This is a genomic window from Pseudomonas extremaustralis, assembly GCF_900102035.1.
In the GTDB taxonomy this organism is placed as follows: domain Bacteria; phylum Pseudomonadota; class Gammaproteobacteria; order Pseudomonadales; family Pseudomonadaceae; genus Aquipseudomonas; species Aquipseudomonas extremaustralis.
The window spans coordinates 2,591,725-2,610,299 of sequence record NZ_LT629689.1; the positions used below are offsets into that span (position 1 = coordinate 2,591,725).

The 18,575-nt window shown below is 61.6% G+C and carries 19 protein-coding genes and 1 pseudogene; 9 read left to right on the forward strand and 11 right to left on the reverse strand.

The features are described 5' to 3' along the window. The first annotated feature begins 149 nt into the window (after window positions 1-149). Both BLR63_RS11770 and BLR63_RS11775 read left to right on the forward strand, forming a co-directional pair. Window positions 150-851, forward strand: coding sequence for a hypothetical protein (locus BLR63_RS11770; RefSeq protein ID WP_010566053.1), 702 nt, complete (start codon window positions 150-152; stop codon window positions 849-851). Between the two features lie 44 nt (window positions 852-895). Then, the gene (locus tag BLR63_RS11775; RefSeq protein WP_042947082.1) at window positions 896-1,951 is read left to right on the forward strand and encodes a permease; all 1,056 of its coding nucleotides are present in this window, start codon (window positions 896-898) and stop codon (window positions 1,949-1,951) included. Here BLR63_RS11775 and mnmH read toward each other — a convergent pair. The 4 genes from mnmH to BLR63_RS11795 all read right to left on the reverse strand — a co-directional run bounded on the left by mnmH (window position 1,941) and on the right by BLR63_RS11795 (window position 5,202). After that, window positions 1,941-3,044, reverse strand: coding sequence for a tRNA 2-selenouridine(34) synthase MnmH (mnmH, locus tag BLR63_RS11780; RefSeq protein WP_010566055.1), 1,104 nt, complete (start codon window positions 3,042-3,044; stop codon window positions 1,941-1,943). The two genes, BLR63_RS11775 and mnmH, sit on opposite strands and share 11 nt — an antisense overlap. Continuing rightward, entirely contained in the window at window positions 3,044-4,078 is a 1,035-nt protein-coding gene (gene selD / locus BLR63_RS11785) for a selenide, water dikinase SelD (protein ID WP_010566056.1), read from the reverse strand. Before selD ends, mnmH begins: the two co-directional genes overlap by 1 nt. 94 nt (window positions 4,079-4,172) lie before the next feature. Beyond that, window positions 4,173-4,922: a TerC family protein gene (locus BLR63_RS11790; protein ID WP_010566057.1), complete on the reverse strand. Its 750-nt coding sequence runs from the start codon at window positions 4,920-4,922 to the stop codon at window positions 4,173-4,175. A 28-nt stretch (window positions 4,923-4,950) separates the two neighbouring features. After that, on the reverse strand, window positions 4,951-5,202 hold the full coding sequence (locus BLR63_RS11795; protein WP_010566058.1) for a hypothetical protein: 252 nt from the start codon (window positions 5,200-5,202) through the stop codon (window positions 4,951-4,953). Between the two features lie 134 nt (window positions 5,203-5,336). Here BLR63_RS11795 and nhaR point away from each other — a divergent pair, with 134 nt between their 5' ends. Continuing rightward, a complete protein-coding gene (gene nhaR, locus BLR63_RS11800) occupies window positions 5,337-6,239 on the forward strand; it encodes a transcriptional activator NhaR (RefSeq protein WP_010566059.1) in 903 nt (300 codons plus the stop codon). 4 nt (window positions 6,240-6,243) lie between these two features. On the opposite strand, the gene BLR63_RS11805 is transcribed toward nhaR, so the two are convergent. Further along, the gene (locus BLR63_RS11805; RefSeq protein WP_010566060.1) at window positions 6,244-7,401 is read right to left on the reverse strand and encodes an MFS transporter; all 1,158 of its coding nucleotides are present in this window, start codon (window positions 7,399-7,401) and stop codon (window positions 6,244-6,246) included. 243 nt (window positions 7,402-7,644) lie between these two features. On the opposite strand from BLR63_RS11805, the gene sstT reads away from it, so the two are divergent. Further along, window positions 7,645-8,865, forward strand: coding sequence for a serine/threonine transporter SstT (sstT, locus tag BLR63_RS11810; protein ID WP_010566061.1), 1,221 nt, complete (start codon window positions 7,645-7,647; stop codon window positions 8,863-8,865). A gap of 69 nt (window positions 8,866-8,934) precedes the next feature. Here the strand turns inward: sstT and BLR63_RS11815 are convergent, their stop codons facing one another. Next, complete coding sequence (locus BLR63_RS11815) at window positions 8,935-9,444, reverse strand: DUF1993 domain-containing protein (protein ID WP_010566062.1); 510 nt, start codon at window positions 9,442-9,444, stop codon at window positions 8,935-8,937. 117 nt (window positions 9,445-9,561) lie between these two features. Here BLR63_RS11815 and BLR63_RS11820 point away from each other — a divergent pair, with 117 nt between their 5' ends. Continuing rightward, a complete protein-coding gene (locus tag BLR63_RS11820) occupies window positions 9,562-10,206 on the forward strand; it encodes a YceH family protein (protein WP_010566063.1) in 645 nt (214 codons plus the stop codon). A gap of 117 nt (window positions 10,207-10,323) precedes the next feature. On the opposite strand, the gene BLR63_RS11825 is transcribed toward BLR63_RS11820, so the two are convergent. Beyond that, complete coding sequence (locus tag BLR63_RS11825) at window positions 10,324-11,142, reverse strand: shikimate 5-dehydrogenase (protein ID WP_010566064.1); 819 nt, start codon at window positions 11,140-11,142, stop codon at window positions 10,324-10,326. 156 nt (window positions 11,143-11,298) lie between these two features. Between BLR63_RS11825 and BLR63_RS11830 the strand changes: the two genes are divergently transcribed. The 3 genes from BLR63_RS11830 (at window position 11,299) to BLR63_RS11840 (ending at window position 12,356) form a co-directional block, all read left to right on the forward strand. After that, window positions 11,299-11,655 carry a hypothetical protein gene (locus tag BLR63_RS11830; protein ID WP_010566065.1) on the forward strand — a complete coding sequence of 119 codons (357 nt, stop codon included), beginning with the start codon at window positions 11,299-11,301 and terminating at the stop codon, window positions 11,653-11,655. 231 nt (window positions 11,656-11,886) lie between these two features. Further along, the gene (locus tag BLR63_RS11835; RefSeq protein WP_010566066.1) at window positions 11,887-12,081 is read left to right on the forward strand and encodes a hypothetical protein; all 195 of its coding nucleotides are present in this window, start codon (window positions 11,887-11,889) and stop codon (window positions 12,079-12,081) included. Window positions 12,082-12,173: 92 nt separating this feature from the next. Beyond that, on the forward strand, window positions 12,174-12,356 hold the full coding sequence (locus BLR63_RS11840) for a hypothetical protein (protein ID WP_010566067.1): 183 nt from the start codon (window positions 12,174-12,176) through the stop codon (window positions 12,354-12,356). Here BLR63_RS11840 and BLR63_RS11845 read toward each other — a convergent pair. Continuing rightward, entirely contained in the window at window positions 12,333-13,427 is a 1,095-nt protein-coding gene (locus tag BLR63_RS11845; RefSeq protein ID WP_010566068.1) for an AI-2E family transporter, read from the reverse strand. The two genes, BLR63_RS11840 and BLR63_RS11845, sit on opposite strands and share 24 nt — an antisense overlap. A 162-nt stretch (window positions 13,428-13,589) precedes the next feature. Here BLR63_RS11845 and trhP point away from each other — a divergent pair, with 162 nt between their 5' ends. Continuing rightward, a complete protein-coding gene (trhP, locus tag BLR63_RS11850) occupies window positions 13,590-14,909 on the forward strand; it encodes a prephenate-dependent tRNA uridine(34) hydroxylase TrhP (RefSeq protein WP_010566069.1) in 1,320 nt (439 codons plus the stop codon). 5 nt (window positions 14,910-14,914) lie between these two features. Here trhP and BLR63_RS32345 read toward each other — a convergent pair whose 3' ends face one another. The 3 genes and pseudogenes from BLR63_RS32345 to BLR63_RS11860 all read right to left on the reverse strand — a co-directional run bounded on the left by BLR63_RS32345 (window position 14,915) and on the right by BLR63_RS11860 (window position 18,057). Then, entirely contained in the window at window positions 14,915-15,736 is an 822-nt protein-coding gene (locus BLR63_RS32345) for a methyl-accepting chemotaxis protein (protein WP_370623312.1), read from the reverse strand. 84 nt (window positions 15,737-15,820) lie between these two features. After that, window positions 15,821-16,594, reverse strand: a pseudogene (locus BLR63_RS32350) (cache domain-containing protein); the annotation flags it as partial. Window positions 16,595-16,737: 143 nt separating this feature from the next. Continuing rightward, window positions 16,738-18,057, reverse strand: a complete 1,320-nt coding sequence (locus BLR63_RS11860) for a Na+/H+ antiporter family protein (protein ID WP_162097536.1) — start codon at window positions 18,055-18,057, stop codon at window positions 16,738-16,740. Window positions 18,058-18,575: the final 518 nt, after the last annotated feature.

The following is an 18,575-nucleotide window of genomic DNA, read 5'->3' on the forward strand; positions in this document are numbered from 1 at the left end:
AACCAATGGGCCCATGCACACTCTCAAGTGCGCACTGACGGTGAAAGGAGGTACCTCGCTCGATCGACAGGGAATACCGCAGAACGCCATTGGCGTGACTGGGGCCGGGCTTGTCTACCCTCATCCGAAGCACTGAAGGCTCCCAACTAATGACAATCAAGCCTCTGAGCCTTGCGCCGCGCCTGAAACGCTATTGCTACTTCATGTTGCCCCTATTGCTGGTTGGCGGCGCCATCGGCCTGGCCCTGGAGTCACGCTCCAGCCGCGCCGAACCGGTGGACGGCGTGCAAACCCTGGTGTTCCTGCGCCATGGTGAAAAACCCGCCGGTGGCCTGGGCCAACTCAATTGCCAGGGGCTCAACCGGGCAATGAACCTGGCCACGGTATTGCCGGAAAAGTTCGGCAAGGCCAACTTCGTCTTCGCTGCCAACCCGACGCGCAATGTCGAGGAGGGCGAGCAGGACAACTCATACAGCTACATTCGCCCCCTGATGACCATCAGCCCCAGCGCCATCAAGCTGGGCCTGCCGGTGAACATCAAGTTTTCCGCGAATGACACCAGCGCCCTCGCTGACGAACTCGTCGAAAACAAGTACCACAACGCCATCATCTACACCGCCTGGTCCCACGGCTATCTGCCGGAGCTGATCAACAAGGTGGCCAGCGAAGCATCGGGCGAAAAGCACACCATCACCGCCGACTGGTCCGGCAGCGACTACGACACCCTGTATGTGCTGACGCTGACCTGGCACAACGGCAAGGCCTCGTTGCTGAGCCGCAACTACAAGCAGGGCTTGAACCATGGTGAAGAAACCTGCCCTGAAGCGACGCAGGTGAGTGTCGAGCGCTGACAGCGTATGATGCGCCGCTATTGACTCATCTGCGGACGCTCATCATGCCCAACCTCACTTCCACCCAGCCCGTCCGGGGCTGGTCGTTCTGGTGGAAACCAGCGTTGTTCCTGATAGTCGCCTGCGTCGGCCTCTATTACGTGAAATGGTCGCCGTACTACTTCAAGGCATTTGTGGCGGCCGATAACCACAGCATCGGCGCGTCGATTCTCAACGACCAACAAAGCTCGCCACTGGCTGCGGCGCTGGCCTATGCCCAGGTGTATTTCCTGGCGATCTGGAAGGCTGCGGTGCTGGCGGTGATCCTCGGCTCGCTGCTGCAAGTGCTGATTCCCCGTGACTGGTTGCTGCGCCTGTTCGGCCGCGCCGGGCTGGGCTCGACCCTGCGCGGTGGACTGTTCGCCTTGCCGGGGATGATGTGCAGTTGCTGTGCGGCGCCGGTGGCGGCGGGCATGCGGCGCCAACAGGTATCTGTAGGCGCGGCGCTGGCGTTCTGGATCGCCAACCCGGTGCTGAACCCCGCGACCCTGGTGTTCATGGGGTTCGTGCTGGGCTGGGGCTTTACCGCCCTGCGGCTGGTGGCGGGAATCGTGCTGGTGGTGGGCGTGTCCCTGGTGGCACAGCGCATTGCCCGGCCTGAACAAGTACCGGAAGCGGCGTTGGACGCGGTGGCCGAGGTCAGTACCGTCGAATCGCAACCGTTTTTCAGTCGCTGGTTGCGCACCCTGTGGCAGCTGTTCTGGAGCACCATCCCGATCTATATCCTGGCGGTGCTGATCCTCGGCGCGGCGCGGGTCTGGCTGTTTCCCCATGTGGACGGGGCGATGGCCGACAACCTGATATGGCTGGTACCGCTGGCCATTGTCGGCACGCTGTTTGTGATTCCGACAGCGGCAGAGATTCCTATCGTACAAACCATGATGACCCTGGGCATGGGCACCGGCCCGGCCGTCGCCCTACTCATGACCCTGCCCAGCGTCAGCCTGCCGTCGCTGCTGATGCTGCGCAAGGATTTCGACGCGCGGGTGCTGGTGACGGTGGCCGGGTTGACCATGCTGATGGGCGTGGTTTGCGGGTTGATCGGGGCGTTTATCCTCTGATCAGGGCGCGCTCGCGCAAATACGCCATCACGGCGCCCTGCTCTCCCGCAAACTCGATCCGTGCGCCTTTGCTTTGCCGTTGGAAGGCGTACATCGGGTCGTAGTACTCGCGCAAAAGCCCTTCAATCCAGGCGCGATGCAGGTCCACTGCGCCGCTGCGCGCCTGTTCTGCCAGGGCCTGCAGCAGAATCGCCTGCAAGCGCTGGAAGCGTTCACCGCCCAGGCGCTTGTGGATATTGGCCAGGCTCTGGGTCAGACGCTCGGCAAATAAAACCTGGCCCTGCTCGCCAAACACGTCGATGAACTCCGCGCACAGGTCGACGACATAATCGCGCAGGATACGCTCGACGCGACCTTCGACACTGTCCTCCAACCACACCATGGGAAAAGTCTGCATGCCCTTGTGCAAGGGCAACGGCAGCGCGCAACTGCCGATCATGCGGCTTTCATCCTCGACCACGAACTGCTCGATGCCCGCCGCGCGCTTTTTCAGCAGGTCCACCGCCAGGCGGTTTTCAAAGTCGATGATGGACGGCTGTGCCGTGGCCCGCTTGCCGAAACTGGAGCCTCGGTGGTTGGCATGGCCTTCCAGGTCCAGGGCGTTGTGCAGTTGGCCGAGCACTTCGGTCTTGCCAGTGCCGGTCATGCCGCCCAGCAGCACGAAGTCGCATTGCGCAGTGGCGTGCTCCACGGTGTCCAACAAAAAGGTGCGCATGGCTTTGTAGCCACCGCCCACCCGGGGGTATTCGATGCCGGCGTCGGTCTTCAGCCATTGCTGCACGATCTGCGAGCGCAGCCCGCCGCGAAAGCAATACAGGTAACCGTCGGGATGGGCCTGGGCAAACCGCGCCCATTGCTCGATACGCTCGGCCTTGATCGTCCCGGACACCAGTTCATGGCCCAGCACGATGGCGGCTTGCTGGCCCTGCTGCTTGTAGCAGGTGCCGACCCGCTGACGCTCGTCATCGGTCATCAACGGCAGGTTGATCACGCCTGGGAAGGCGCCCTTGGTGAACTCGACCGGCGCGCGGGTATCCATCATCGGCCGGTCGTTGAGGAAGATGTCGCGGTAGTCGGTGATGTCAGTTGCCATCAAAACACCTCTACCGCGTGGGTCTGTCGTTCAACCAATGCGCCGATAGGCTCGAGGTTGAGGCCCAGCTCGCGGGCCACGGCGTGAAATTCGGCGTCGCCTTCGGGGGTCACGGCGACCAGCAGGCCGCCGCTGGTCTGCGGGTCGCACAGTACGCGTTTGTGCAATTCCTGCAGGCGCCCGATTTTGCTTGAGTAGCTGTCGAAGTTGCGCAAAGTGCCGCCGGGCATGCAGCCCTGGTCCAAGTAGTCCTCGATCCCCGGCAGGCGTGGGACTTTGGCGTACTCAATGCGCGCTGTCACCCCGCTGCCGTCGGCCATTTCCACCAGGTGGCCCAGCAGGCCAAAACCGGTGACGTCGGTCATTGCCGTCACGCCGGTCAATTTGCCGAAACGGCTGCCTGGCTTGTTGAGGGTACACATCCAGTCACGGGCCAGGCCGATATCCGCCTCGCGCAGCTTGCCCTTCTTTTCGGCGGTGGTGAGGATGCCGATGCCCAGGGGCTTGGTCAGGTACAGGCGGCAGCCGACGGTGGCGGTGTCGTTGCGCTTCATATGGCGTTTTTGCACGATGCCGGTCACGGCCAGGCCGAAGATGGGCTCGGGGGCGTCGATGGAATGGCCGCCCGCCAGGGGAATCCCGGCCTCGTCGCACACCGAGCGGCCACCACGGATCACTTCACGGGCAACCTCCGGCGCCAGCACATTGACCGGCCAGCCAAGAATAGCAATGGCCATCAGCGGGTCGCCGCCCATGGCATAGATGTCGCTGATCGCGTTGGTGGCGGCGATGCGGCCGAAGTCGAAAGGGTCATCGACGATCGGCATGAAAAAGTCCGTGGTGGAAACCACGCCACGTTCGTCATCGATAGCGTAGACCGCTGCGTCGTCCCGTGAGGCGTTGCCCACCCACAGGTTGGGGTCGAGGTTCTGCGCGCCGCTGCCGGCGAGGATCACTTCCAGGACCTGGGGTGAAATCTTGCAACCGCACCCCGCACCGTGGCTGTACTGGGTAAGGCGAATCGGCTCGTTCATGGTGGACCTCAAGCTATCAAGTGCAGGGATTCTAACAGACAGCAAAAAGCCGGCTGGGCTCTTGCGAGCACAGCCGGCTTTTGGGTTTCAGCGATTACTGACGGGCGGCCAGCAAACGCTTGTGCCGGTTGCGCCGGGCGATGTTCAGGCACTCGATCGCCGCCGAGAACGCCATGGCCGCATACACGTAGCCTTTTGGCACATGGGCGCCGAAGCCTTCGGCGATCAGGGTCATACCGATCATGATCAGGAAGCCCAGGGCCAGCATCACCACGGTCGGGTTGTCATTGATGAACTTGGCCAGCGGTTCGGCCGCCACCAGCATCACGATGACCGAGGCCACCACGGCGATGATCATGATCGGCAAGTGCTCGGTCATGCCCACGGCGGTAATAATGCTGTCGATGGAGAACACCAGGTCGAGCATCAGGATCTGCCCGATGGCCGCGGCAAAGCCAATCGTGACGACCTTGCTGGTACTGACCTTTTCTTCTGGCTCCGGGTCCATGCTGTGATGGATCTCGGTAGTGGCCTTCCACACCAGGAACAGGCCGCCGGCAATCAGGATCATGTCCTTCGACGAAAACGCCTGGCCAAAGATTTCGAACACCGGTGTGGTCAACTGCACGATGAACGCGATGGTGCTCAACAGGCCCAGGCGCAACACCAACGCCATGCTGATACCGATGCGCCGTGCCTTGGCCCGATGCTGCTCCGGCAACTTGTTGGTGAGGATCGAGATAAAGATCAGGTTATCGATGCCCAGCACGATTTCCATGACGATCAAGGTGGCCAGTGCAACCCAGGCGGTGGGGCTGGCGGCCAGTTGTAAAAGGTAGTCCATAGGTCAGTCCTGACGTTGTGCTGGGAGATTAGGCTTCTTTGCTGTTCGATCCAGACTCGTTTTGTTCCTGATCATCCTTTTTCTGTGGACTGATCAGGCCTTGTGTCGCTTCACTCAATGCCTGCTCGGCAGCCTTGTGGGTCTCGTCGATCGCTTGCTTGGCCGACTCGGTGGCCTTGCCCAACACCTGTTGCGCGCTTTTTTCGACCTGGTCGCAACCACTGATCACCATTAATGAAAGCGCAAGCAACGATGCCGCGCCCAGGGAATTGAGTTTCATGATGTTTTCCTCGTTAGAACCATTGGGTCCAGATAGTGGCCCCGCGATAGCGAGGCATTCTATGCAGGCGAACAGTTCAGAAAAATTCGTATTTTTCTCGCGTATACTTCGACTTTTACGAAGTGTTACCTTTCATGCTCAATTACCGACAACTGCATTACTTCTGGGTGGTGGCCAAGACCGGCAGCATCGTGCGCGCCTGTGAGCAATTGAACCTCACGCCCCAGACCATCAGCGGGCAGATCAGCCTGCTGGAGCAGACCTATGGCATTGCGCTGTTTCAACGGGTCGGCCGCCAACTTGAACTCACCGAAGCCGGGCGCCAGGCCCTGCCCTATGCCGAGCAGATGTTCCAGACCGGCAACGAGCTGGAGGCGATGCTCCGTGCACAACCCAATGAACAGCAGATCCTGTTCCGGGTCGGGGTGGCGGATGTGGTGCCCAAGTCCATCGTCTACCGGTTGATCGCACCGACCATGGAGTTGAGCGAGCCGATCCGCATCACCTGCCGTGAAGACAAACTCGAACGTTTATTGGCCGACCTGGCGATCCAACGCCTGGACCTGGTGATTTCCGACAGCCCGATGCCCAGCCACCTGGACATCAAGGGCTACAGCCAGAAGCTGGGGGAATGTGGCATCAGCTTTTTCGCCACGCCGGCATTGGCGGACAGGTATGCCGGAGATTTCCCACAGTGCCTGCACGGCGCGCCACTGTTGATCCCCGGCGCGGAAACCGTGGTACGCAGCCGCTTGCAGCGCTGGTTCGCGGAGCAGCAGATCCAACCGAAGATCATCGGCGAGTTCGACGACAGCGCCTTGATGCAGGCGTTTGGTCAATCCGGCAGCGGGATCTTCATCGCCCCCAGCGTGATCGCCGACGAGGTGGTGCGCCAGTATGGCGTGGTGCTGATTGGCCAGACCCTTGCCGTAACCGAATCGTTCTACGCGATCTCGGTGGAGCGCAGGGTCAAGCATCCCGGCATCGTGGCGATCACCGAAGGGGCGCGACGCGAGTTGTTTACCGACCTGCCCTGAGGGCTCAGGCGTTGGAGGCAACCACTTGCTTGGCGCTCATCAGCCACAGCGCCAGCAGGATCGACACCAGGATAAACCCCGAGGCCGCCAACCCCAGACTTTCCAGGCCCAAGGTGTCGATCACATGCCCTCCAACCAAAGCCCCCAGACCAATACCGAGGTTTCCGCCGGCAATATTCAACGACGCGGCGAATGCCGGCGCATGGGGTGCTGCCTTCATCAACCGAACATGGCTGACCAGGAACATCGCCGCCTGGGTTACGCCCCACACGGCCATTGCCGCCGCCAGCCCGACAGTGGAATGAATCGCCGGCACCAGCGCAACCATGCCCGCGATCATGAAACCGCAGAACACCATGGAGGCGATCAGCGGGTGACGATCGACCGCGCGCCCGCCCAGGGAGTTGCCGATCAGCCCCACCGCGCCAAACCCCATCAAGCACCAGCCAACCAGGGTGCCGTCGAAGCCGGCCAGGCGCTCAAGGATGTCCGCCAGATAGGTGTAAGCAGTGAACATGCCGCTGAATACCAGGATCGACAGCAGGATATGCCCCTGCATCAGCGGGTTGCGCAGGATCTTGAACTGCGAGCGCAACGTCACCTGAACATTCTTCGGGGTGGTCACCGGCAGGTAGATGAACAGCAGCAGGGCCTTGACCAATGCCACCACCGCGAGGATGGCAAACGCCGTGCGCCAGCCGAACATATCGGAAATCAGCGTCCCCACCGGAATACCGAACACCGTGGCGCAGACGATGCCGAAGCCGATCTTCTCAATGGCGCGCCCGGCGTATTCGGGGCCGACGATATCCACCGCCGTTTCACTGGCCAGGGCCCAGAACACCGGCAAGCCCAAGGCCGGGATCAACCGTGCCAAGGCCATCACCCAGATATTCGGCGCCAGTGCCGCCACGCTGTTGGCCACGCCGAACAGGATCAGGATGCTGATAAACAGGCGCTTGCGTGGGAAACGGGCGAAGTACGCCGTCAGAAACGGCCCGAAGGCTGCCACGGTAAACGCGAACAGGGTCACCAACAGTCCGGCCTGGGACACACTGACGTTCAGGTCCCTTGCGATGGACGGCAGCAGGCCGACGATGATGAATTCCGTGGTCAGCACGGTAAAGCCGGCGGCCGACAGCAGCAGGATGGGAAACAACATGAAAACTCCAGAAACAACGACATCAGCGACAGCCCGAAGGGCCCGCTGACGAATAGGAAAGATGAGAGGCGAGAATCTTAACAGAACATGTCCGGCTTTGGCGAAAGGCCACCCATGCGGGTGACGGGATGCCGCAGTAATCGGGACGCGTCCTACAGCGTGTTAGACTCCGCGCCCTTCACGCTATACCCCCTGCTCTTCATGCATCGCTTCGCCCTATTAAAAAAATCCGAGACAACGTTTATGACTGCTGCCCCTTCCCTCCTGCAACGACTGGCGCGCGTCAGCCTGGTCACGCAAATCGTCATCGGCCTGATGGCCGGTATCCTGCTGGCCCTGCTGCTGCCCGAGGCCGCCAGGGCCACGGCGTTTATCGGCAAGATGTTCGTCACGGCGCTCAAGGCCGTGGCACCGATCCTGGTGTTTGTGCTGGTCATGGCGTCGATCGCCAATCATAAACACGGCCAGGAAACCCATATCCGCCCGATCCTGTTCCTGTACGTACTCGGCACCTTCGCCGCGGCGGTGGTCGCCGTGGTCGCCAGCACGCTGTTTCCCTCGGCGCTGGTGCTGGCTACCCATGACTTGACCGTCAGCGCCCCCGGCGGCATCGGCGAGGTGTTGCAAAACCTGCTGCTCAGCGTGGTCGACAACCCGATCAGCGCACTGATGAATGCCAATTTCATCGGCATCCTGGCCTGGGCCATCGGCATGGGCATCGCCATTCGCCATGCCGGCGAAACCACCCGCACCGTACTCGACGACCTGTCCAACGGCGTGACCCTGATTGTGCGCGTAGTGATCCGCTTCGCGCCCCTGGGCATTTTCGGCCTGGTGGCCTCGACCCTGGCCACCTCCGGGTTCGGCGCCCTGCTCGGCTACGCCCACCTGCTGCTGGTGCTGATCGGTTGCATGTTGTTTGTTGCGTTGGTGATCAACCCGGCCATCGTGTTCTGGAAACTGCGACGCAACCCCTACCCGCTGGTGCTGATGTGCCTGCGCGAAAGCGGCCTCACTGCCTTCTTTACCCGCAGCTCGGCAGCGAACATCCCGGTGAACCTGGCCTTGAGCAAACGCCTGGGCCTGCATGAAGACACCTACTCGGTGTCGATCCCATTGGGCGCCACCATCAATATGGCCGGTGCTGCGATCACCATCACCGTGTTGACCTTGGCGGCCGTGCACACCCTCGGCATTGCCGTCGACCTGCCCACCGCCGTGCTGCTCAGCGTGGTCGCGGCCATCTGCGCGTGCGGCGCGTCGGGCGTGGCCGGTGGTTCGCTGCTGCTGATCCCCCTGGCGTGCAGCCTGTTTGGCATTCCCAGCGAAATCGCCATGCAGGTGGTCGCCGTCGGTTTCATCATCGGTGTGCTGCAGGATTCGGCAGAGACCGCGCTCAACTCGTCCACCGACGTGTTGTTTACAGCGGCCGCGTGCCTGGGCAAGGAAGAGCGGCTGGCTTAAACGCCAGGCGAAAAAAAGCCCGGGGTCGTTCGCTGCAGAGCGGCCCCGGGCTTTTTTGTGCCTGGGTGCTTAGAACGCGCCCATATAGTCACGCTTGCCCACTTCCACACCGTTGTGGCGCAGCAAGGCGTATGCGGTGGTGACGTGGAAGAAGAACTGCGGCAGACCGTAGGTCAGCAGGTAGGACTGGCCGCTGAAGCGCTTCTCTTTCGGGGTGCCTGGGCGGGTGATGATCTCGATGCCTTCCTTGCCGTCGATTTGCTCGGGCTTGATGGTGTCGATGAATGCCAGAACCTTGGCGATCAGCGCTTGCAGGTCGGCGAAGGTCACTTCGGTATCGTCGTATTTCGGCACTTCGATCTCGGCCAGGCGCGCGGAAACGCCTTTGGCGAAGTCGACGGCGATCTGCACCTGGCGAACCAGTTGGAACATGTCCGGGAACAGGCGCGCCTGCAGCAGGGCGTTGGGTTCGATGTTCTTGGCGGTGGCGTGGGCTTCGGCTTTGCTCAACACACCGCTCAGGGCGGTGAGCATCTGCTTGAAGACGGGGATGGAGGCGGCGTACAGGGAAATAGTCATGGCAGTCTCATCGGTAATGGCAGGGTTGGAACCAGCGGCGATTATAGCCCTGCCCGCCGCTTGTCTTTTATTTTTTCAGGATTAGGCTAGTGGCCTTCACTGCATAGGGAAAGCGCGATGACCGCCGAGCACGACACCGACACCCCTGAGCCGCGCCTGAACAGCACGGAAATCCGCATCCTGGGCTGCCTGATCGAAAAACAGGCGACCAACCCGGAAACCTATCCACTGACCCTCAATGCCCTGGTACTGGCCTGCAACCAGAAGACCAGTCGCGAGCCGGTGATGAACTTGAGCCAGGGCCAGGTCGGCCAAAGCCTGCGTGCGCTGGAAAGCCAGGGCTTCACCCGCCTGGTGATGGGCAGCCGCGCCGACCGCTGGGAACATCGGGTCGACAAGGCGCTGGAACTGGTGCCGGCCCAGGTGATCCTGACGGGCCTGCTGTTCTTGCGTGGCCCGCAGACGGTCAATGAGTTGCTGACCCGCAGCGGGCGTATGCACGATTTTGAAGATGCCGAGCAGGTGGGGCATCAATTGGAGCGCCTGATTGCCCGGGGGCTGGCACTGTTGGTGCCGCGCCAGGCGGGGCAGCGGGAAGATCGCTATACCCATGCGCTGGGGGACCCGGCGGATATCGAGGCGATTATTGCGGCGCGAGGGAGTCCGGTGGAGCGTGGGGCCGGTGGCGTTTCAATTGAACGCATTGAAGAACTGGAAGCCCGGATTGCAGCCCTGGAAGAGCGGCTGGCGCGCCTGGAATAGAGCCTCTGCAGGAGCGAACCTGTTCGCGTTGGACCTGAGAGTGCCGTGGGGGGCCAGGTTTAACGCGGTAAGGTTGACGATTTTCGCGAGCAAGCTCGCTCCTACAGAAAAACGCGCTTACGCGCGGGCGAAGGCCACGGCTTTTTCGAACTGTTCCTGGGTCGGCCGCACGCCGGTGTAGAGCACAAACTGCTCCAATGCCTGAATCGCGATGACTTCCAGCCCGGTAATCACCCGCTTGCCTTGCGCCCGCCCCCGCACGATCAGCGGCGTTTCGGCGGGAATCGCCACCACATCAAACACCGTATCCGCGGTATCCACGGCATCTGCCTCGAACGCCAGCGCATCCGCCTCGGCCCCGCAGGTCATGCCGATGGGGGTCACGTTGACCAGCATCTGCGGGCGCAGGTCACCCAAGTCCGCCTGCCATTCGTACCCGAGATTCTGCGCCAATGCCCGGCCTGCCGCTTCGTTGCGCGCCACGATCACGCCGTTGGCATAACCGCCATCGCGCAGCGCACTGGCCACGGCTTTGGCCATGCCGCCGCTGCCACGCAGGGCGAACGTCGATGCCTTGGGCACCGCGTGTTTTTTCAGCAGTTGTTCGACCGCGATGTAGTCCGTGTTGTAGGCCTTGAGATGACCATCGGTGTTGACGATGGTGTTCAGGGAGTCGATGGCTTGAACCGAATCGTCGAGTTCGTCCACTAAGGCAATGGCCGCTTCCTTGAAAGGCATGGAAACCCCACAACCCCGCACGCCCAACGCGCGGATGCCACCTATCGCGCCGGGCAAATCCCGGCTGCTGAACGCTTTATAATAAAAATTCAGACCCAGCTGTTCGTACAGATGATTATGAAAACGCAGGCCGAAATTTCCGGGGCGCGCCGACAGTGACATGCATAGTTGAGTGTCCTTGTTGGGGTGCATCTGCATGGATAACTCCTTTGAGTAAGCAAATCGGTACAGACCTTACACAACCTTTACCTATCGCCCGTGCTGTTTTTCAGAAATACGTTGTCTTAAAAGTATCCCCGCGACATTACTTGAGTCTATTGATTGCAGACCACAAGCGCAGGGGCTAACCGAGGAATGACCATGATTCGTAAAATCCCCAAGATCGCCTTGCTTATCGGTGCACTCGCTATGGCAGGCCAAGCTTCCGCCCACGGTGGTGGCGGGTGGGGTGGCCCGGCCGTCCTGGGTGCGTTGGTCGGCGCCGCCGTCGTAGGTTCCGTGGTGGCCAACCAGCCCCGGGAAGTCTATGTGCAGCAGCCGGTGTATGTGCAACCGCAGCCGGTCTATGCCGCGCCGCCGCCTGTGTATTACGCCCCGCCACCACCGGTGTATGTACAGCAGCAGGTGTATTACCGCCCGGCGCCGGTCTATTACGGCCCACCGCGTGGCTACTATGGCCCTCCCCACGGCTACTACGGTCGCGGCTGGTAACCGGCCATCGTCCTGCATGAAACAGGCCTCGCCTTCGCGCGAGGCCTTTTTTTGCGCGCGAAGTCCGGATTGATCGCGCCAGGGTCGCAATGAGGACAATGCCGCGGGTCCAATCCCACATTATTGACACCAATGTCTACTTGCCTGCTCGGGGCTCGCGCTGTCATGTTTGCGTCACGACACACGCCCATTCTTGAGCCTGTCCGCCCCATACAATAAGGACGACTGACCATGCCCACACAAAACCCGCACCGCACCGCTGGCCTCTGTACGTCCGGCAAGGTCTACAGCGCGCTCACCGAACTCAAGCACCTGGAAGGCCATCGCAGCGCCAAATTCCTTGCGCTGCTGACGGAAAACCTGGTGCTCAAAGGCCTGCTCAGCGAGCAGGAAGTCGTGAACATGCTCGATCATGTGGTGGAATGACGCTTGGCGTCGATGTCGACTATCAAGACTGGTGATTTTTCCTACACGCCGCCCCTCCCGTAAGGTGACCTCCATAGCCATTGGAGGTCCTTATGCCCACTGTCCAGATCATGTCCGTCATCGGCAGCGCCGTCCCCGCCCCTTTGCGTGAGCTGGGCTTGCTCGCCTGCTGGTACCTGGTGAGCGATGGCGAGACCATCAGCGGCCCGCTCACGTCCCTTTGCGCCGCCAAAAAACAGCTGCAACAGGCCTCAAGGTTCAGGCTCCATGCCTGAGATTCGTGGCAACGGCAGCTTGACCCGCGGCTTGCTTTCGACAAACAGCGCCCAGCTCGACATGAATAACGCCGCCACCAGCGGCCCGATCACGAACCCATTGAGGCCGAATACCGACAGCCCGCCCAAGGTCGAGATCAGGATCAGGTAGTCCGGCATCCTGGTGTCCTTGCCCACCAGCACCGGGCGCAGCACGTTGTCCACCAGGCCGATCACGAATACACCGAACAACGCCAGCACCACGCCCTGCCAGGTTGAACCACTCAACAGGAAATAGGCGGCCACCGGGCCCCAGACAATGCCTGCGCCCACCGCCGGCAGCAGCGACAGAAACGCCATCAGCACCGCCCAGAGCAATGCACTGGGAATGTCCAGGAACCAGAAGATCAAACCGCCGAGCGCGCCCTGGGTCACGGCCACCAGCACGTTACCCTTGACCGTCGCGCGCACCACCCGATTGAACTTGAGCTGCAACCGGCGCTTCTGCGGCTCGGCCAGGGGCACCGCCGTGCGCACCTTGCGCACCAGTTCCGGGCCATCGCGCAACAGGAAGAACAACAGATACAGCATGATGAAAAAGCTCACCAAAAAATCAAACGTGCCCTGGCCGAAGCTGAACGCCTGCGTGGCGAAGAACTGACTGCCCTGCATGGCACTCTTGACGATCTTTTCCCGCAACCCTTCCAGGTTGCCCATGCCGAAGCGGTCCAGCAGGTGTTGGAAGTACGGCGGCAGGAAGTTCTTGAACTGCTCGATATAACCGGCGACGTCGAGTTTGCCGCTCTCGACGTTCTTGTAGAGCGTGGCCCCCTCTTGCACCAGCAGGGCGCTGGTAATGATCACCGGCAGAATCGCGATGACCAGGCACACCATCAAGCTGGTCAGGGAGGTGAGGTTGCGGTTCCAGCCGATTTTCGTCTGCAGGCGGCGCTGCATCGGGGCAAAGATGATGCCGAGGATCACCGCCCAGAACATCGCGCCATAGAACGGCAGCAATATCCAGATAAAGGCGATGGTCACCAGCATCAGCAATAACAGTAGGGTTTTGAATTGCAGGTTGGTTTGATTCATGTCCGGTCCATGTCAGGAAAGCAAGGTGCATGTGCGCACCCTGGTGCTTAGTCCGCCGCGAACCCTGTGAAGTGCCATCTTTTGTGACAAGCGTAGACCCAGATCAATAAAACCCTCGCCGGCTTGCCCTACCCTGCCGCACTTTTGCCCCAAGTGCCGACCATGCCGCCTATTCTCGCTCCCGAACTGCTCGCCCCCGCCGGCACCTTGAAAAACATGCGCTACGCCTTCGCCTACGGCGCCGATGCGGTCTACGCCGGCCAGCCGCGCTACAGCCTGCGCGTGCGTAACAATGAGTTCGACCACGCCAACCTGGCGCTCGGTATCCAGGAAGCCCACGCCCTGGGCAAGCGCTTCTATGTAGTGGTGAACATCGCGCCGCACAACGCCAAGCTCAAGACCTTCCTCAAGGACCTCGCCCCCGTCATCGCCATGGGCCCGGATGCGCTGATCATGTCCGACCCTGGGCTGATCATGCTGGTGCGCCGCCACTTCCCGCAGATGCCGATCCACCTGTCGGTGCAGGCCAACACCGTGAACTGGGCCAGCGTGGAGTTCTGGCAACTGCAAGGGATCTGCCGGGTGATTCTGTCGCGGGAATTGTCTCTGGAGGAGATCGGCGAAATCCGTCAGCAGGTGCCGGCCATGGAGCTGGAAGTGTTTGTGCACGGGGCCCTGTGCATGGCCTATTCCGGGCGCTGCCTGCTCTCGGGCTACATGAACAAGCGCGACGCCAACCAGGGCACCTGCACCAATGCCTGCCGCTGGAAATACCAAGCCACCCCCGCGGTGGAAAACTCCACCGGCGATATCGTCCAGCAATACCAGCCGGAGCCGACCCTGGGCATCGGCGCGCCCACCGATCAGGTGTTCCTACTGCAGGAAGCCAACCGCCCCGACGAACAAATGCCCGCGTTCGAAGACGAGCACGGCACCTACATCATGAATGCCAAGGACCTGCGCGCCGTGCAGCACGTGGAGCGCCTGACCCACATGGGCGTGCACTCGCTGAAGATCGAAGGCCGCACCAAGTCCCACTTCTACTGCGCGCGCACCACCCAGGTGTACCGCCAGGCGATCGACGACGCGGTGGCCGGTCGCGAATTTGACCGCAACTTGATGACCGACTTGGAATCCCTGGCCCAACGTGGCTACACCGAAGGTTTCCTGCGCCGGCATGTGCACGACGAATACCAGAACTACCAGAACGGCAGTTCAGTCTCGGAGCGTCAGCAGTTTGTCGGCGAATTGACCGGCGAGCGTCGCGGCGAGCTGGCCGAGGTCAAGGTGAAGAACCGCTTTGCGGTGGGCAATCACCTGGAATTGATGACCCCCGCCGGCAACTTCCACTTCGATCTGGCCACCCTGCACAACGCCAAGGGTGAAGCCATCGAGGTGGCGCCGGGGGACGGGCACACGGTGTACGTGCCCTTGCCGGCTGAAATGGATCTGCGCTTCGGCCTGTTGATGCGCGATGTCTGAACGGCCTAGATCCTGAACTGACCCACCAGTTGGCGCAGGCGCTGGCCCAGGTCTGCCAGGCTGCGGGACGTCTGGGCGCCCAACTGGGTTTCATCGGCAACGCTGTCCACCGCCACGGCAATCTGATGCACGCTGCGGTTGATCTCTTCGGCCACGGCGGTCTGCTCTTCGGCGGCGCTGGCGATCTGCGCGTTCATCGAGTTGATGGTGCCAATCAGCTGCGCCATGGTATCCAGCGAAGCACCGGCTTCGTTGGCTTGGGCCGAGGTGCCGTCGCCGGCATCGCTGGAACGGCGCATGGCGTCCACGGCAGCTACGGTGCCTTTTTGCAGACGGTCGATCATGCCCTGGATTTCCTGGGTGCTGGCCTGGGTGCGGCTGGCCAGGGCACGCACCTCGTCGGCGACCACCGCAAACCCACGCCCGGCCTCCCCGGCCCGCGCGGCTTCAATCGCTGCGTTGAGCGCCAGCAGGTTGGTCTGTTCGGCGATCGAACGGATCACACCGAGCACGCTGACAATCGATGACACGTCCTGTTGCAGGCTGTCGAGGGACACGCCGCTGCTGCGGATGTCGTTCACCAGTGCATGGATCTGCGCGATGCTGGCGGCCACCACGCGCTTGGCGGCCTGGCCTTCCACATCGGTTTGCTGGGCGGCCACGGAGGCGCCCTGGGCGCTGCGCGCCACTTCCTGGGCGGCGGAGGACATCTGGTTGATCGCGGTGGCCACCTGATCCGTCTCATGGCGCTGGCGCTCCATGGCCTGTTCCGAGCGCTGTGCCTGATCGGACACCTGGCCGACCAGACCGGTGAGTTGGCCGGTCATCTCGGTGATCTGCCGCACCAGGCTGTGGATCTTGTCGACGAAGCGGTTGAACGCGCCCGCCAGGTCGCCCAATTCGTCCTGGCTGGTGATGGCCAGGCGGCGGGTCAAATCGCCTTCGCCGGCGGCGATATCGTCAAGGTTGGCTTTCATCAGGTGCAGCGGACGCAGGAAGGTGTTGGCCAGCAACATGCCCACGGCGGCCAGTACCAGCACCACGACCACGGCCACGCCGAGGATACTCAGCAGCACGCCCTCCATGCGCTTCTCGACCTTGGCCTCGACCACCGCCACCTGGGCTTCGATACCGTCCAGGTTCACCGACGTGCCGATGACCATGTCCCACTTCGGCAGGTATTCGGTATAGCCCATCTTCGGCACCAGTTCGGTCTGCCCCGGCTGGGTCGAGCTGTATTGCAGGTAGTGGGTGCCGTCCTTGCCGACCTTGACCAGGTCGCGGTTGACGTAGACCCCGTTGGGGTCACGGTTGTCCTTGAAGCTCTTGCCCACGCCATCGGGGCTGTTGCCCTTGAACAGACGAATGGTCTCGGAGTCATAGCCGAAGAAGTAACCGTCCTTGCCGTAGTTCGTGTTGGATAACAGCTTGACTACCTCGGCCCGCACGGCGGTATCACCCGGCGCAGCGGCGTCGTAGAGCGGTTGGATGGTGGTCATGGCCACCTCCACATAACCTTGCAGGGTAGCCTTGGCGTCGTTGAGCAGCCGCTGGCGGGTTTCATCCACCTCGTTGCGCGCTTGCCCCTGGAGAATCCACACGGTCGTCAGGCTGATCACCAGTGCAAACAGCAACACCGGCACGACCGCAAGGGACAGCACTTTAGCCTTCAGACTCAGACGCATGGCTTTTCTCTCTTATTAATAGCGACTTTAAGAGGTTATCGGCCAACCACATCAAACCTGTAGGAGCAAGCTTGCTCGCGAAAAACCCGAGAGCGACGCTGAGTATCTGGCGCTCCACGTTATCGTTGACGTAAGTGGCGTCATCAGAGGGTCATCGCAGCCAGCCAGCCGAATGCCAGCAATGGGATGTTGTAGTGCAGGAACGTCGGTACCACCGTGTCCCAGATATGGTGGTGCTGGCCGTCGACGTTCAGGCCGGAGGTCGGGCCCAGGGTGGAATCCGACGCCGGCGATCCCGCATCGCCCAATGCCCCGGCCGTACCGACGATGCACACGATGGCCAGCGGGCTGAACCCTAGTTGCACGCACAATGGCACGAAGATCGCCGCCAGGATCGGCACCGTGGAAAACGACGAGCCAATGCCCATGGTCACCAGAAGCCCCACCAGCAACATCAACAACGCGCCTACGCCACGGCTATGACCGATGAACGCCGCCGAGGCTTGCACCAGCGAACCCACGTCGCCGGTGGCCTTGAGCACTTCGGCAAAGCCCGATGCGGCAATCATGATGAAACCGATCATCGCCATCATCTTCATGCCTTCGGTGAACAGGTCGTCGGTGTCGCGCCAGCGCACGATGCCCGAGACCGAGAAGATCAGGAACCCGGCCAGGGCGCCGATGATCATCGAGTCCAGCCACAACTGAATGATGAACGCCGAGGCAATCGCCACGCCGGCCACCAGCAGCGTCAGCGGGTTGTACTGCACCGCCACCTGCTCGACCCGCTCGATTTTCTCCAGGTCATACACGCGCTTCTTGCGATAGCTGACAAACACCGCCACCAGCAGGCCGACCACCATGCCCAGTGCGGGCAGGCCCATCGCGTGGGTGACATTGACCTGGCTGACGTCCACGCCACTCTTGGCCACGTTGGCCAGCAGGATCTGATTGAGGAAGATATTGCCGAAGCCTACCGGCAGGAACATATACGGCGTGATCAGGCCGAAGGTCATCACACAGGCGATCAGGCGGCGGTCCAGTTGCAACTTGGTCAGCACGTAGAGCAGTGGCGGCACCAGCAGCGGGATGAACGCGATGTGGATCGGCAGGATGTTCTGCGAGGCAATCGCTACCACCCACAACAGGCCGATCAGCAGCCATTTGACATGACCGCCGCCGCTGGCGTCCTGGCGGTCCACCAGGAGCAGCGCCTTGTCCGCCAGGGCGTGGGCCAGGCCGGATTTGGCGATTGCCACCGCGAACGCGCCGAGTAACGCGTAGGACAACGCCACCGTGGCACCTCCGCCAAGGCCGCCGTTGAAGGCCTTGAGCGTGGCCTCGATGCCCAGGCCACCGGTCAGCCCGCCCACCAGGGCGCCGACAATGATGGCGATGACTACATGCACGCGGGACAGGCTGAGCACCAGCATGGTGCCGACCGCGGCGATGACTGCGTTAATCATGGTTACCTCAAGCAAAAACATAAAAACAGGCATGCCCGCACGTGCAGCCATTGGAAACGGCCGCTCGCGTGCAGGCGTGAAGGAGGTCTTGTTAGAGGGCGCGCACTTTGCAGCAGGCGCGGCCGCCTGTCAAAAAACCTGTGGCGAGGGCGCTCAATAAAGAAACGCCTCAAGAAGCCGATAATCTGACTCACTGTGTTTTCAGGTTAAGGATGCTCCTCGATGTCCCTCAGACAGCTGTCCATTCAATGGAAAATCACCTTGCTCGCCGGCCTTTGCCTGCTGGGAATCGTGACCTTGCTGGTGGGGCTGTCGCTGTATCGCATGACGCAGAGTTCGGAGCAGGTCAAAGCCTCGAGCATGCAGATGCTGGATGAAGCCGCCCAGGCGCGCATCGAGGCTCAAGGGGAAGTGCAGGCGCTGGGCATCCGCCGGCAATTCATGGACGCCTACCAATATGGGCATGGTTTTTCCCGCCAGGTGCTGTTCTTGCGTGAACAGGCGGAAAAGCGCTT

What these genes read in the sequence shown, in the direction of transcription:
- BLR63_RS11770 (WP_010566053.1), top strand. Translation starts at nt 150, where the DNA reads ATGACAATCAAGCCTCTGAGCCTTGCGCCGCGCCTGAAACGCTATTGC.
- BLR63_RS11775 (WP_042947082.1), top strand. Translation starts at nt 896, where the DNA reads ATGCCCAACCTCACTTCCACCCAGCCCGTCCGGGGCTGGTCGTTCTGG.
- mnmH (WP_010566055.1), bottom strand. Translation starts at nt 3,044, where the DNA reads ATGGCAACTGACATCACCGACTACCGCGACATCTTCCTCAACGACCGG.
- selD (WP_010566056.1), bottom strand. Translation starts at nt 4,078, where the DNA reads ATGAACGAGCCGATTCGCCTTACCCAGTACAGCCACGGTGCGGGGTGC.
- BLR63_RS11790 (WP_010566057.1), bottom strand. Translation starts at nt 4,922, where the DNA reads ATGGACTACCTTTTACAACTGGCCGCCAGCCCCACCGCCTGGGTTGCA.
- BLR63_RS11795 (WP_010566058.1), bottom strand. Translation starts at nt 5,202, where the DNA reads ATGAAACTCAATTCCCTGGGCGCGGCATCGTTGCTTGCGCTTTCATTA.
- nhaR (WP_010566059.1), top strand. Translation starts at nt 5,337, where the DNA reads ATGCTCAATTACCGACAACTGCATTACTTCTGGGTGGTGGCCAAGACC.
- BLR63_RS11805 (WP_010566060.1), bottom strand. Translation starts at nt 7,401, where the DNA reads ATGTTGTTTCCCATCCTGCTGCTGTCGGCCGCCGGCTTTACCGTGCTG.
- sstT (WP_010566061.1), top strand. Translation starts at nt 7,645, where the DNA reads ATGACTGCTGCCCCTTCCCTCCTGCAACGACTGGCGCGCGTCAGCCTG.
- BLR63_RS11815 (WP_010566062.1), bottom strand. Translation starts at nt 9,444, where the DNA reads ATGACTATTTCCCTGTACGCCGCCTCCATCCCCGTCTTCAAGCAGATG.
- BLR63_RS11820 (WP_010566063.1), top strand. Translation starts at nt 9,562, where the DNA reads ATGACCGCCGAGCACGACACCGACACCCCTGAGCCGCGCCTGAACAGC.
- BLR63_RS11825 (WP_010566064.1), bottom strand. Translation starts at nt 11,142, where the DNA reads ATGCAGATGCACCCCAACAAGGACACTCAACTATGCATGTCACTGTCG.
- BLR63_RS11830 (WP_010566065.1), top strand. Translation starts at nt 11,299, where the DNA reads ATGACCATGATTCGTAAAATCCCCAAGATCGCCTTGCTTATCGGTGCA.
- BLR63_RS11835 (WP_010566066.1), top strand. Translation starts at nt 11,887, where the DNA reads ATGCCCACACAAAACCCGCACCGCACCGCTGGCCTCTGTACGTCCGGC.
- BLR63_RS11840 (WP_010566067.1), top strand. Translation starts at nt 12,174, where the DNA reads ATGCCCACTGTCCAGATCATGTCCGTCATCGGCAGCGCCGTCCCCGCC.
- BLR63_RS11845 (WP_010566068.1), bottom strand. Translation starts at nt 13,427, where the DNA reads ATGAATCAAACCAACCTGCAATTCAAAACCCTACTGTTATTGCTGATG.
- trhP (WP_010566069.1), top strand. Translation starts at nt 13,590, where the DNA reads ATGCCGCCTATTCTCGCTCCCGAACTGCTCGCCCCCGCCGGCACCTTG.
- BLR63_RS32345 (WP_370623312.1), bottom strand. Translation starts at nt 15,736, where the DNA reads ATGACCGGCCAACTCACCGGTCTGGTCGGCCAGGTGTCCGATCAGGCA.